This is a genomic window from Streptomyces sp. NPDC021080, from assembly GCF_044333225.1.
In the GTDB taxonomy this organism is placed as follows: Bacteria; Actinomycetota; Actinomycetes; order Streptomycetales; family Streptomycetaceae; genus Streptomyces.
Genome location: NZ_JBIRQM010000005.1, coordinates 305,380 through 317,919, shown reverse-complemented (window position 1 = coordinate 317,919; position 12,540 = coordinate 305,380). Strand labels below are relative to the sequence as shown.

Below are 12,540 nucleotides of genomic sequence, written 5' to 3'. Positions count from 1 at the left end.
AAGCTCAACCCCTCGCTCTCAAGGAGGCCCGCTGGGGGCCATGGTCATTCGGCGAGGCGGGCGAGGATCTCCGGTCCGAGATCCGTCACGTCACCCGCGCCCATGGTGAGAACGAGATCACCGGGCTTCGTCATTCCCGCGACGACGGACGGGACCTCGGTCTTGTCGTGGACCGGGGTCACCTCGGCGCCCGCGGTCCGGGCGGCCTGGATGATCAGCTCGCTGGTGACACCGGGGATCGGGTCCTCGCGGGCCGGGTAGATGTCCAGGACGACCGAGGCGTCCGCCAGGGACAGTGCCTCGCCCATCTCCCTGCCCAGCTCCTGGGTGCGGGAGAACAGGTGCGGCTGGAAGACCACGAGGATGCGGCCCGAGGCCCCGGCCCGCATGGCCTCCAGGTCGGCGGTCATCTCGGTCGGGTGGTGCGCGTAGGAGTCGACGACCTGGACGCCGGCCGCCTCGCCCTTCAGCTGGAGGCGGCGCTTCACGCCGGTGTAGGAGGCGAGCGCGGGGGCCAGCTCGGCCGCCGGGATGCCGAGGGCGACGCCCGCGGCGAGCGCCGCCACCGCGTTGTGCGCGTAGTGACGGCCGGGGACGGACACCGCGAAGGTGAGCTCGGCGCCGTCCAGCAGGACCGTCACCTCGCTCTTCAGGCCCTGCGGGACCACGGACAGCACCCGCACGTCCGCGTCGGCGGCGTCGCCGTAGGTCACCACGCGCACGGCACGGCCGGCGAGGCGCCGGGTCAGTTCGCGGGCGCCCTCGTGGTCCGCCGAGATCACCAGCGTGCCGCCCTCGGCGACGCGGTCCACGAACGTCTCGAAGGACTCGTAGATCTCTTCCATCGACGCGTAGTTGGCGTGGTGGTCGAGTTCGACGTTGAGGATGATCGCGACCTCGGGCGCGTACTTGTGGAAGCTGCGGTCGGACTCGTCGGCCTCGGCGACGAAGATGTCGCCCTCGCCGTGCAGGGCGTTCGAACCGGGGGCGTCGAGGTCGCCGCCGATGGCGTACGACGGGGCGAGGCCCAGCGTCGACAGGGACACCGCCAGCATCGAGGTGGTGGTCGTCTTGCCGTGGGTGCCGGCGACCGCGATCGGGCGCAGTCCGTCCATCAGGCGGGCGAGGGCGTCCGAGCGGTGGACGACCGGGATGCCGAGCTCGGCCGCGCGGGCGAGCTCCGGGTTGTCGGCGCGGATCGCGGAGGAGACCACGACGCAGGTGGCGTCCGGGGCGAGGTGGTCGGCCGCGTGGCCGATGTGGACCGTCGCGCCCAGCGCGCGCAGCGCCTCGGCGGTGGCGGACTCCTTGGCGTCGCTGCCCGCCACCACGGCTCCGCGCTGGGCGAGGATCTTCGCGATGCCCGACATCCCGGCGCCGCCGATGCCGATGAAGTGCGGTCGGTCCATCGCGGTAGGAAGGCCGGGTGCCATGCGTGTTTCTCCCCAAGATCCGGTACGAAGGTGGGCGCGCTCTCCCGAGGGGAACGCGGGCCCAGCCTATTGGGTACGGCGGACAGCGCCTCACAAGGGACACCGGCGGACGCGGACGCGGCGCTCCGGGGCACCCCGGGGCGGGAACCCGGACCCGCTCGTGCCCCGCCGTACGAGGTGCCTCCCGGTCCGCTCATACCCCGCCGTACGCAGCGGTCTCGGGCCACTCACACCCCGCTCTACGAGGCAGCCTGGGGCCCGCTCATGCCCCGCCCTACGAGGCGACCCGGAGCCCGCTCGCACCCCGCCCCGCGAGAGACCCCGGAGCCCGCTCACGCCCGTGAGGGAACAGCGGGCCCGCTCACGCCTTGCTGTGCGAGAACAGCTTCAGGACCGGAACGCCCACCTTGTGGCGGGCCCGGGAGGCCCAGTCACGGTGGAAGAACTCCTCCACGTAGTGGGGGTCGGTCAGCACGATGACCTCGTCGGCCTCCACCTGGTCGACCAGGCCCTTCAGCGCGTCGAGGGGATGGTCCTCGATCAGCCGGCCCTCGGCCGTCCTGCCGGCCCCGCGCAGCGCCAGCAGCGACACCTCCAGCGCCCGCTCGCCCTGACTGGCCGCCTCCTCACCCTCCGGCGTCCTGCCCTCGCGGGCCGCTTCGTCGATCTCGCCCATCGCGACGTCGTCGATGGCCCGCAGCAACCGGTCCGCCTGGTCTCCCCGGGGCTGGAGCAGCACGTGGAAGGCGACCGCCTCGTCACCGTGCAAGGTGGTGACGAACTCCACGTCGGCGGACGTCAGGGCCTTCTCGATCATCAATACGCTCGTGAACACGACAGGCGCCCTTCTCGTCCGTGGGCCGTCCCGGCCCCCTGCGGAAACCATCCTGCCCCGTGACAGCACGGGTACTGCGCGAATTAGTGTGCCCGGCCGAAGAGAAACGGAATCTACTATTCCGACCGTTGGCCGGGTCGACGGTATCGGCCGTACAGGAACCCCGCCTCTTCCAGCAGGGACACCAGTTCGAACCGCTGCGGGACCGGCACCGAGGGCCCTCCGGCGATCCGCTGGGCGTCGCCCGCGGCGAGCATCGGGGACAGCGTCACGCACATCTCGTCCAGGACGCCGGCCGCGATGAACTGGCCGAGCAGCCTGGGCCCGCCCTCGGTCAGCAGCCGGGTGTGCCCGAGGCCGCCCAGGGCGCGTACGGCACGGGCGGGGTCGACCCCGCGGCCGTCCCCGGCGATCACCACCCGCGCGCCCGCCCGCTCGGCCTCGGCGATCCGGTCCGCGGGCGCCGCGGCACCGGTCAGCACCAGCGTGGGCACCAGGGGCGAGGTGAACAGCGGCAGCGAGAAGTCCAGGTCGAGGCTCGCCGTGACCACCGCGATCGCGGGCGCGGGGCCCTGCCCGGCGGCCTCCCGCAGGGCCGCGAAGGCCTCACGCGCGCGTGCCGGCCGGTAGCCCTCCTGCCGCACCGTCTCCGCGCCGGCGACCACGACGTCCGCGAGCCCCCTGAGGACACCGAAGATCCTCATGTCGGTGGCGTTCGAGATGGGCTGCGAGCGCCCGTCGTGCTGGGCGGCGCCGTCGAGCGTGGACACCATGTTGGCCCGCAGCCAGGGCCCCTGGACCACGGGGTAGGCGTACGCCTCGGCCAGTTCCCCGAGCTCCCACTCGCGCCCCGCCCCATCCGTCCCGGGGGCCCCGACGGAGGGCTGGTCAGCTGTTTCATAGGTCACAGGGAACAGGCGTCGCATGACGTGCAGTGTGGCACGGCGCATAGAGTGGGGAACCGTGTCGTCCACCTCCACCGCCTCCGCGATCGACCCGATAGCCGAAGCGGCCCCGCTGTCCCTGTGCGCCCGCGAGCCGCACGTCCCCGCCGACCGGCTCGTCGCCGAGATGGTGCCGCCGCCGCGCTTCGACTCGGTCCGCTTCGCCACGTACATCCCGGACCCGAACCAGCCCAGCCAGACCGAGGCCGTGGGCATCCTCGAGGGGTTCGCCGCGGGACTCGGCGGGGCGCACGCCGTGGGTACGCCCAAGCGGAGGCTGTTCGGGCGCGGCAAGGTCCCGAAGACGCCGGCCGGCCCCCGCGGTGTCTACCTGGACGGCGGCTACGGCGTCGGCAAGACCCACCTGCTCGCCTCCCTGTGGCACGCGACCCCCGCGGAGCCCTCGCTCAAGGCGTTCGGCACCTTCGTGGAGCTGACGAACCTGGTCGGCGCGCTCGGCTTCCAGAAGACCGTGCAGACCCTCTCCGGGCACCGCCTCCTGTGCATCGACGAGTTCGAGCTCGACGACCCGGGGGACACCGTCCTCGTCTCGACCCTGCTCGGCAAACTGGTCGACGCGGGCGTGGCGCTCGCCGCCACCTCGAACACACTTCCGGGCAAGCTCGGCGAGGGCCGGTTCGCCGCCGCCGACTTCCTGCGGGAGATCCAGGGCCTGTCCGCGCGCTTCCGTCCACTGCGCATCGACGGCGAGGACTACCGCCACCGCGGGCTGCCCGAGGCGCCCGCCCCGTTCTCCGACGAGCAGGTCACCAAGGCCGCGTACGCGACCGCCGGCGCGTCCCTGGACGACTTCCCGCACCTGCTCGACCACCTCGCCCGCGTCCACCCCAGCCGGTACGGCGCCCTGACCGACGGGGTCGAGGCGGTCTGCCTCACCGATGTCCAGCCCGTCCCGGACCAGTCGACGGCGCTGCGGCTCGTCGTGCTCGCCGACCGGCTGTACGACCGCGAGGTGCCGGTCCTCGCCTCCGGAATGCCCTTCGACCGGCTGTTCAGCGAGGAGATGCTGAACGGCGGCTACCGCAAGAAGTACTTCCGTGCGATCTCCCGTCTGACCGCCCTCGCCCGCGACGCGAAGGGGCTGGTGGAGAGCCGGGGAGCCTAGGACCTCCCTTCCGGGCACCCCCTGCTTCCAGGCACTCCGTCCGCCCGCTTCCGAGCGGGCGGACCCGGCAACAACCGCACCCCCACGACGTAAAGTGGAGATGTCGGGCAGAACGGGCACCCCGGAAGGGGGTCGTCATGATCCAGGAAGTCATCGTGGGGATCGTGGCGGCCGGGTCCGCCTCCCTGGTCTACGTCGCGGCCAGCGCCCGGGTCATCAAACAGTACGAACGCGGAGTCGTCCTCCGTCTCGGACGGCTCGCGGGAGAGGTCCGCCACCCCGGCTTCACCATGATCGTGCCGTTCGTGGACCGGCTGCGCAAAGTCAACATGCAGATCGTGACCCTGTCCGTGCCGGCCCAGGAAGGCATCACCCGGGACAACGTCACGGTCAGGGTGGACGCGGTCGTCTACTTCAAGGTGGTGGACGCGGCGAACGCGGTCATCCAGGTCGAGGACTACCGCTTCGCGGTCTCCCAGATGGCACAGACCTCGCTGCGCTCGATCATCGGCAAGAGCGACCTGGACGACCTGCTCTCCAACCGCGAAATGCTCAACCAGGGGATGGAGTTGATGATCGACAGCCCGGCGATCGGCTGGGGCGTGCAGATCGACCGGGTCGAGATCAAGGACGTGTCGCTGCCGGAGACGATGAAGCGGTCCATGGCCCGCCAGGCCGAGGCCGACCGCGAGCGGCGTGCCCGGATCATCAACGCGGACGCGGAACTCCAGGCCTCCAAGAAGCTGGCACAGGCCGCCGAGGTGATGTCGGAACAGCCGGCCGCGCTCCAACTGCGCCTGCTGCAGACGGTGGTGGCCGTCGCCGCCGAGAAGAACTCCACCCTCGTCCTGCCCTTCCCGGTCGAACTCCTGCGCTTCCTGGAACGGGCCCAGTCCGGACAGTCGCCAGTGGTTCAGCCCCACCCGGAGCGGCCGGCGGACGCGCCGCCCGCGGTGGATCGGCAGCCCGGGGTCGATCCCGTCGAGCCTCCTCTCGCGCCGGACCGGCTCGACGGGACGCTGGGCGCGCTCGGTCTCCCGGAGGCGTTCACGGACACGGACGGGCTCGGCATCCCGGACACGTTCGGAATCCTGGGTGAGCCCAGGGTGCCGATGGAGCCGGAGGGACCGGACGGCTCCGGACATCCGGACGGGTTCGGGGGCGTGGACGAGTCCGGGAACGAAGCGGACCGGTCCGGGAACGCGGAGGAGCGCGCGGAGCCGGAAGCGCCCGCTGGGTGAAGCGCACCGGGCGACCCCGCACGTGCCCCCGCACAAATCGCGTGCCCGCCCCGGAACCCGTTGCTAGCGTGGTCGCCATGAAGCGTGCCGCGATGAACACGACGACGCCGGAGAGTGTCCCGGCGCGCTGACCGCTGATCCGAGTCGAAGCCCCGGGGCGAGTGCCCCGGGGCTTCGCCGTGCGGTCACTCGCCCTCCACGAGCGAGGAGACCGCCATGAACGACCACCGCCGACTCGGCCGTGAACTCGGCCTGTTCGACACCGATCCCCTGATGGGCGCCGGACTTCCGTACTGGCTGCCGGACGGCGCCGCCGTGCGGCACGCCCTGGAGGAGTACGTCCGTGACGCCGAACGTCGGGCGGGCTACCGGCACGTGTACTCACCGGTGCTGGGCAAGAAGGAGCTGTACGAGATCTCCGGGCACTGGTCGCACTACGGTGACGACATGTTCCCGCCGATGGAACTCGGCGGAGAACAGGTGCTGTTGCGCCCGAGCCTGTGCCCCCACCACGCACTGATCTATCGATCCCGTCCCCACAGCTACCGCGAACTGCCGCTGCGGATGGCCGAGTTGGGCGCCATGTACCGCTCCGAGCTGTCGGGTGTGCTGGGCGGCCTGACCCGGGTGTGCGCCATCCAGCTCAACGACGCGCACGTCTTCTGCACCCCGGACCAGGTCGCCGAAGAGGCTTCGGCCGCCCTCGGACTGATCCGTGCCGCGTACGACGCCATGGGCATCGAGGCGTCCCGCTACCGGCTGTCGCTGCCGGGCCCGGGAGGGAAGTACGTGGCCGATCCGGAGCTGTGGCGCAGATCGGCCGCGCTGCTGCGCGAGGTCCTCGACGGTTCCGGCCTGGCGTACGAGGCCGTCGAGGGCGAGGCCGCGTTCTACGGGCCCAAGATCGACGTCCAGATCGCCGATCCGGCGGGACGCGAGTCCACCCTCTCCACCGTCCAGGTCGACTTCCACCAGCCCGAGCGCTTCGGTCTGCACTACGTCGGCGCCGACGGCGGCGGACACCGGCCGGTCATGGTGCACCGCAGCGTGATCGGCAGTCTGGAACGGGCCGTCGCCCATCTCATCGAGGTGCACGGGGGAGCCTTCCCGGCCTGGCTCGCCCCCACCCAGGTGGCGGTCCTGCCGGTCTCCGAGGCCGAGACCGAGCAGGCACATCAGCTGGTGCGCCGCTGCCGCGACCAGGGTCTGCGGGCCGAGCTCGCCGCCCCGGACGCGGGCACCCTGGGCGCCCGGGTGCGCGCCGCCCGCCTGGTTCCGTACCAGGCGGTGATCGGCCCCCGGGAGGCGTCCGCCGGTCTGGTCGCCCTGCGCCTGCGCGACGGACGCCGTCTCGATCCCCGGCCGGCCGCCGAGGTCCTGCACCGGATCGGACAACAGGTCGCGTCCCGCGGCGCCGGCCTGCTCGACCCGGCCGGCTGAGCGCGCGGCGGGGGGCGGACCCCGGGCGCCGTCGTGCGACGGGTCCTCGGCCGGGTCCGGTCCGCCGCTCCTCGTAGGCTGGGGGCATGAACGACGACTGTGGCGCGACCGGCACGGAAGCGCCGGCCCGGGAGTCCGGCGAAGCCCTCGGCGCGGCGGGGCGGGGCGGGCCGCCGTACGCGGAGTGTGTGCTGTGCCGTGAGCCGACCGAGTACCCGGAGTCGCACAAGGGGATCACTCTGTGCCCCGTCTGCGACTGGCAGGAGGCACAGCGCACCGCGTGTTCGGGCTGACCGGAGCGGATGCCGGCGGCAGGACGAACGCCGTCGCGCCGACCGGCGTCGGTCCGCGGGACGGACGCCGGCGGGCGGGACGGGCGTCACCGGAGCCGGACCGTCCGTCCGGAACGGATCTTCCGCCTGGCAGACTGGGGGCGTGAGCAGCGACGACCCGACCCCCGCCGACGCCGACCCGTTCCGCGACGAGCCCACCGAGCGCGACACGGCACGGCAGTTCGTGCTGCCGCTGGTGGTGCACATCGAGAAGGACGCGCCCCCGGCGCGCACCGATGCGCTGGAGACCTCCGCGCGGGCCGTGCTGACGATCCTGAGCGACGAACGTTCGCTCGGGGACGGCGTCTGGGCGCAGGCGATGCGGGACTGGCAGGACGCCCGGATCCGCAAGGTCGTGCGGCGGGCGCGGGGGGCCGAGTGGCGGCGGGCCGAGGCGCTGCCCGGTATCACCGTGACCGGTCGGTCCGCGGAGGTACGGGTCTTCCCGCCGGTGCCGCTGGACGGCTGGCCGAAGGACCTGGCCCGGCTCCAGGTGTCCGGCACGGATCTCGACGATCCGGAGCCGCCCGCACCGGCCGATCCGGCGGCGCCCGTGCTGTGGCTGAACCCGGAACTCGACATGTCGGCCGGCAAGACGATGGCGCAGACGGGCCATGGGGCCCAACTGGCCTGGTGGGAGCTGTCGGAGAAGGAGCGGATCGCCTGGCGCGAGGCGGGCTTCGCCCTCTCCGTGCGCACCGCCGACCCGGCCCACTGGCGTGAACTCAGTGTCTCCGAGATTCCGTTGGTCCGTGACGCGGGGTTCACGGAGATCGCTCCCGGACTGACCGTCGCCGTCGAGGGGCACGACCGCGTCGGCGCCCTGGCGAAGCGCTCCCCGGATACGTCGGACTGACGGCGGGCCGCCTCAGTCGGCCAGCGTGGTGGCCAGTTCCGCGGTGACCCGGACGAGTTCGGTGTCCGGTTCGGCGAGCAGGTGCTTGAGCGTGCCGCGGTGGTCGCGCACGGCCTGACGGGCTTCGCGCTCCCAGCCCACCCAGTTCTCACGGCGGTTGAGGAGTTTGGGGTAGGCGGCGGCCGTGCGTTCCCACTGCCGGGCCTCCGCGATGTCTCTCAGGAGCTGGATGATCTGAACGCGGCAGGTGACCTGGGGGAGTTCGGCGAGTTCCCAGAGGAAGGGGACGGTCGCGGCCGTCGCCTGCTCCACGACGAATCCGAACTGGCAGATTCGTTCCCGCAGGTCCTGCAGCGCCGCCCTGGCCGTGGCCGCGTCACCCCAGGCGACGGTGTTGAGCAGGAAGGGGATGGCCTCCGCCGATCCCTTGGAGTCCTTGATCCCGTCCCACGACACGCGTTCCAGGTTTCCGAGTGGTGTTGCCATTTCCGCTCCCTCCGGAGGCGTCGGACAGTGACAGGTGCGCGGGGGGCCACCGGCCCGTCCCGGACGATCACGCTCCCCGGGGGAAGCGGCTGAACCGACGTCAGCACAGGCCTCTGGCAACGAGGTTGACGCCACGGCTATTATCCACGCTGACAGCGTCTTCGTGCAATTGCACGAGAAATTGCACGAAGACGGAGAGAGGCATGGGCCACGTGAGGTCCGGCCCGAAGCCCGTGACCGGGCGACCGGCCGGGCTCACACCTGGTGGAACGTCAGCAAGGAGAGTGCGTTGGTGCCATCAGTGCCGAACGGAGTGCGGGCCAGCTCGCTGGGCGCCTCCTGGATCAAGAGCGGGCACAGCAATGCCGAGGGCAACTGCGTCGAGGTGGCCTCCCTGGGCGACGGCGGCATCGCGCTGCGCAACTCCCGCGACCCCGACGGTCCCGCCCTCGTCTACACCCCGGCGGAAGTGGCCGCGTTCCTGGCCGGGGCGAAGGACGGGGAGTTCGACCACCTGCTCTGAGACCCGGCGTTCCGGCCGGTCCGCGGCGCTCTCCGGCGCCCCGAACTCCGTTGAAACGGAAGGGTGGTTGCCCACTTCCCTCTCCCGCTGCGGCAGGGTCCGGAGCAGTGCGATAATTTTGGGTGCCTTCTGCCGGTCGACAGGGAGTCAGGATGTCCGTCGAGTCACCCCGCGCCTCCCGCCTCGAACCGTATCTGAGCCGGGAGGAGCCCGCTCCCACTCTGCTGAAGATGCTGGTCGGCGTGCAGCTGGCGGGCGCCCGCGAGGACGCGGGGCTCTCGCAGGAACAGGCGGCGCGCTCCCTGGGGTTCAGTGCGGCGAAGCTGTCGCGCATGGAGGCGGGCAAGGGCCGTCGGCCGCCCACGGAGGGCGACGTCCGCGCCCTGCTCGAACTGTACGGGACCGAGGACTACGAGGTCTCGGTCCTGCTCAGACTGCTCAAGCGGGCGGGCGAGCCGGGATGGTGGCAGCGCTACGACAAGCGGCTGATGCCCGAGTGGTTCGACCGGCTGGTCGGACTCCAGGAGGCGGCCACCACCATCCGCACCTTCGAGATCCAGTACGTCCCGGGCCTGTTGCAGACCCCCGACTACACCCGGGCCGTGGTGGAACGCGGGCTGCCCACGGCGCCCGCCGCCGAGGTGCAGCGCCGGGTCGAACTGCGCATGCGCCGACGGGAACTGCTGAACCGGGTGGACGCCCCTCACCTGTGGGCCGTCGTCGACGAGTCCGTGCTGCTGCGCGTCCTGGGCAGCCGCGAGGTGATGCGCGCCCAGCTGGAGCACCTCATCGAGATGGCCCAGCGTCCCCATGTGATCGTGCAGGTCGTGCCGTTGGACGTCACGAACGCCTCGGCGCCGGCCATCCCCGTCACGTATCTGCGCTTCGGCGGTGTCGAACTGCCCGACATCGTCTATCTGGAGCACATCAGGAGCGCCAACTTCCTGGAGGACCGCGACGAGACGGAGGAGTACCGGGTGGTACTGGACCGGCTCGCCGACGAGGCGCTCAGCCCTCGCGCGTCGCTGGCGCTGCTGCGCGACACGGTGGAACAGCGCTACAGCGCGTCCCGCTGACGGAGCGGAGCACATCGCCCGGATCGGTTCCGGTCCGTGGCGAACGGCCCCCTAACGGATCCGTCCGACCCCGCCGAACTCGATCCACTCCTGCGTGAGCTGGCGCGGCACGACGTCGGTGTCCGGACGCCAGGTGGACACCTCGACGAGTCCCGGCTCGAGGATGTCCATGCCGTCGAAGAACTGCTCCACGTCCTTCTCCTGGCGGACCCGGCCCCAGTGCCCCTGCGTCGCGGTGTCCATGAAGCCGGTGACGAAGTCACGGACCTCGGCGTCCTCGCTGACCAGCTGGCACATCACCATGAAGCTGCCGGGCGCCAGCCGTTCGGCGACGCGGCGGATCACGGGGACGGGACCGTCGGTCTCGCTGTCCGGGATGCAGTGGAACACCGAGTTGAACAGCACGGCCACCGGCTGCGAGAGGTCGATCAGCCGCCGGGTGTCGGGGTGGGAGAAGATCTCCTCCGTGTGCCGCAGGTCGGCGTGGATGACGGCGGTCCGCTCGTTCTGGTCCAGCAGGGCCCTGCCGTGCACCAGCACCATCGGGTCGCTGTCGACGTAGACCACCCGTGAGGTCTCGTCGATCGCCTGGGCGACCTGGTGCACGTTGTTCTGCGTGGGCAGGCCGGATCCGTGGTCGAGGAACTGCCGGATCCCGTATCCGTCCGCGAGCGTCCGGACCACCCGCTGGAGGAAACGCCGGTTGTTCAGCGCGAGCGCCCGCGTGCTCGGCACGACCTTGTCCAGCTCTTCGCAGGCCGCCCGGTCGGCGGCGTAGTTGTCCTTGCCGCCGAGGTAGTGGTCGTACATGCGCGCGGCCGTGGGCACCGTGGCGTCGATCGACGTGGACAACTGCTCGCCAGGCTGCATCGTTCCCCCAGATCGGTGTCGGCCGGCCCGACCGGCCCGACCGGCAAACCATCCTAGGGAAACGGAAGTTGGCATTGCCAGCCCCCGAACGACGGACGCGGGAGGGCTTTCCGGCCAACCCCGGCCCCTCGTTCACCGTCGTGGCGCGAAATGGCCGATCAGCAGGGACAACCGCCGGTCGTGCCCCGCGCGGGGCAGCCGTCCGCTGCGCGTCAGCGTGACCAGACCGTGCAGACCGCCCCAGAAGGTCTCGGCGAGCGCCGGGTCGTCACCCCCGGCCGGCGGCAGGATCGCCGTCGGCAGTTCACCGAACGCGCCCCGCAGGGCGGACGGCGCCTGCGAGGTCGCGGAGGACAGGTCGACGGCATGCGTGAACATCGCGTCGTACAGCGCGGGGCGGCGCCCGCCGAAGTCGGCGTAGGCCGCGCCGACGGCGGCCAGTGCCTCGGCCGGGCCGACTGTCGCCGTGCGCGCGGCCCGCAGCTCCCGCGCCAGTTCGGCGAAGCCCTGGACCGCGACCGCCGCCACGATGGCGTCCTTGCTCTCGAAGTGGCTGTAGAGCACCGGCTGGCTGTACTCGATCTCGGCGGCCAGCCGACGCGTCGTCACCGCGTCCCAGCCCTCGCTCTCGGCCAGTTCGCGGGCGGCCGTCACGATCAGCCGCTCGCGCTCCGCCCGCTCGCGCTCTCGGCGCGTCTGGATCGACATGACCATGATTCTAGCATTGCTAGCGTTCATGTCGACGCTATGCTAGCTTCGCTCCTATTCCTAGCGCCGCTAGTAAGGAGATCCGACATGCTCACCCACACGGCTTACGGACTGGCCATCGCGCTCGACCTCCTCGTCCTGTTCATCGGTGCACGGTTCCTGGTCCGGCCGCGGGCGGCCGCCGCCGGTTACGGGGTCCCGGCCAAGCAGGACGGCGACGCCGCCTACCTGGAGATCAAGGGGTTGCGCGACACCACCCTCGGGGTCATGGCCCTGGCCCTGCTGGCCTTCGCCGGTGCCGGCGCCGAGGCCTGGTTCATGCTGACCGTGGCCCTGATACCGCTCGGCGACACGATGATCGTGCTGCGCCACGGCGGTACGAAGGCCGTCGCCTTCGGCATCCACTTCGCCACCGCCGTGCTCGTCCTCGTCAGCGCCGGTCTGCTCTTCGCCGTCTGACCGGCCCCGGTGGTCGCACCCGGCGGGCCCGGCACCGCGAGGCCCCGGGGCCGGCCCGGCCCCGGACCCGGCGCCGAAACCTCAAATGTTGCTCTGAACGTCCGCCCCGGTGGGTTCGCTCCCGGCTCCCGGGGCCATGACCTGGTCACGCCGGGGCACCGGCCGTCGTGGGGAGCGACGCACGGGCAGGCGCGGCCGAGGCCGTGACGGA

13 protein-coding genes and 1 pseudogene are annotated in these 12,540 nt (G+C 71.7%); 8 read left to right on the top strand and 6 right to left on the bottom strand.

Annotated elements, in window-relative coordinates; genetic code table 11:
• Positions 1 to 44 precede the first annotated feature (44 nt).
• From murC to ACH4S8_RS14605, 3 genes are all read right to left on the bottom strand, one after another.
• Positions 45 to 1,433, bottom strand: a complete 1,389-nt coding sequence (gene murC / locus ACH4S8_RS14615; RefSeq protein ID WP_398393656.1) for a UDP-N-acetylmuramate--L-alanine ligase — start codon at positions 1,431 to 1,433, stop codon at positions 45 to 47.
• 361 nt (positions 1,434 to 1,794) lie between these two features.
• Positions 1,795 to 2,268: an indole-3-glycerol phosphate synthase gene (locus ACH4S8_RS14610; RefSeq protein WP_398393654.1), complete on the bottom strand. Its 474-nt coding sequence runs from the start codon at positions 2,266 to 2,268 to the stop codon at positions 1,795 to 1,797.
• 116 nt (positions 2,269 to 2,384) lie between these two features.
• Positions 2,385 to 3,194, bottom strand: a complete 810-nt coding sequence (locus ACH4S8_RS14605) for a pyrimidine reductase family protein (protein WP_398393652.1) — start codon at positions 3,192 to 3,194, stop codon at positions 2,385 to 2,387.
• Here ACH4S8_RS14605 and zapE point away from each other — a divergent pair.
• The 5 genes and pseudogenes from zapE to ACH4S8_RS14580 all read left to right on the top strand — a co-directional run bounded on the left by zapE (position 3,193) and on the right by ACH4S8_RS14580 (position 8,207).
• Entirely contained in the window at positions 3,193 to 4,338 is a 1,146-nt protein-coding gene (zapE, locus tag ACH4S8_RS14600) for a cell division protein ZapE (RefSeq protein WP_398393650.1), read from the top strand. The genes ACH4S8_RS14605 and zapE overlap by 2 nt on opposite strands.
• A 137-nt stretch (positions 4,339 to 4,475) precedes the next feature.
• Positions 4,476 to 5,579: an SPFH domain-containing protein gene (locus ACH4S8_RS14595; protein WP_398393648.1), complete on the top strand. Its 1,104-nt coding sequence runs from the start codon at positions 4,476 to 4,478 to the stop codon at positions 5,577 to 5,579.
• 150 nt (positions 5,580 to 5,729) lie between these two features.
• Positions 5,730 to 7,019: pseudogene (gene thrS / locus ACH4S8_RS14590) on the top strand (threonine--tRNA ligase); the annotation flags it as partial.
• An 86-nt stretch (positions 7,020 to 7,105) separates the two neighbouring features.
• The gene (locus ACH4S8_RS14585; RefSeq protein ID WP_398393646.1) at positions 7,106 to 7,312 is read left to right on the top strand and encodes a hypothetical protein; all 207 of its coding nucleotides are present in this window, start codon (positions 7,106 to 7,108) and stop codon (positions 7,310 to 7,312) included.
• 142 nt (positions 7,313 to 7,454) lie between these two features.
• Positions 7,455 to 8,207: a peptidyl-tRNA hydrolase gene (locus ACH4S8_RS14580; protein ID WP_398393644.1), complete on the top strand. Its 753-nt coding sequence runs from the start codon at positions 7,455 to 7,457 to the stop codon at positions 8,205 to 8,207.
• Between the two features lie 12 nt (positions 8,208 to 8,219).
• On the opposite strand, the gene ACH4S8_RS14575 is transcribed toward ACH4S8_RS14580, so the two are convergent.
• Positions 8,220 to 8,693 carry a hypothetical protein gene (locus tag ACH4S8_RS14575; RefSeq protein WP_398393642.1) on the bottom strand — a complete coding sequence of 158 codons (474 nt, stop codon included), beginning with the start codon at positions 8,691 to 8,693 and terminating at the stop codon, positions 8,220 to 8,222.
• Positions 8,694 to 8,985: 292 nt separating this feature from the next.
• Here ACH4S8_RS14575 and ACH4S8_RS14570 point away from each other — a divergent pair, with 292 nt between their 5' ends.
• The gene (locus ACH4S8_RS14570) at positions 8,986 to 9,216 is read left to right on the top strand and encodes a DUF397 domain-containing protein (protein WP_398394106.1); all 231 of its coding nucleotides are present in this window, start codon (positions 8,986 to 8,988) and stop codon (positions 9,214 to 9,216) included.
• Between the two features lie 152 nt (positions 9,217 to 9,368).
• Entirely contained in the window at positions 9,369 to 10,292 is a 924-nt protein-coding gene (locus ACH4S8_RS14565; RefSeq protein WP_398393640.1) for a helix-turn-helix domain-containing protein, read from the top strand.
• 51 nt (positions 10,293 to 10,343) lie between these two features.
• Here ACH4S8_RS14565 and ACH4S8_RS14560 read toward each other — a convergent pair whose 3' ends face one another.
• Both ACH4S8_RS14560 and ACH4S8_RS14555 read right to left on the bottom strand, forming a co-directional pair.
• Positions 10,344 to 11,162 carry an SAM-dependent methyltransferase gene (locus tag ACH4S8_RS14560; RefSeq protein ID WP_398393638.1) on the bottom strand — a complete coding sequence of 273 codons (819 nt, stop codon included), beginning with the start codon at positions 11,160 to 11,162 and terminating at the stop codon, positions 10,344 to 10,346.
• Between the two features lie 132 nt (positions 11,163 to 11,294).
• Positions 11,295 to 11,870, bottom strand: coding sequence for a TetR/AcrR family transcriptional regulator (locus ACH4S8_RS14555; RefSeq protein WP_398393635.1), 576 nt, complete (start codon positions 11,868 to 11,870; stop codon positions 11,295 to 11,297).
• 87 nt (positions 11,871 to 11,957) lie between these two features.
• Between ACH4S8_RS14555 and ACH4S8_RS14550 the strand changes: the two genes are divergently transcribed.
• Positions 11,958 to 12,329, top strand: a complete 372-nt coding sequence (locus ACH4S8_RS14550) for a DUF4267 domain-containing protein (RefSeq protein ID WP_398393633.1) — start codon at positions 11,958 to 11,960, stop codon at positions 12,327 to 12,329.
• Positions 12,330 to 12,540: the final 211 nt, after the last annotated feature.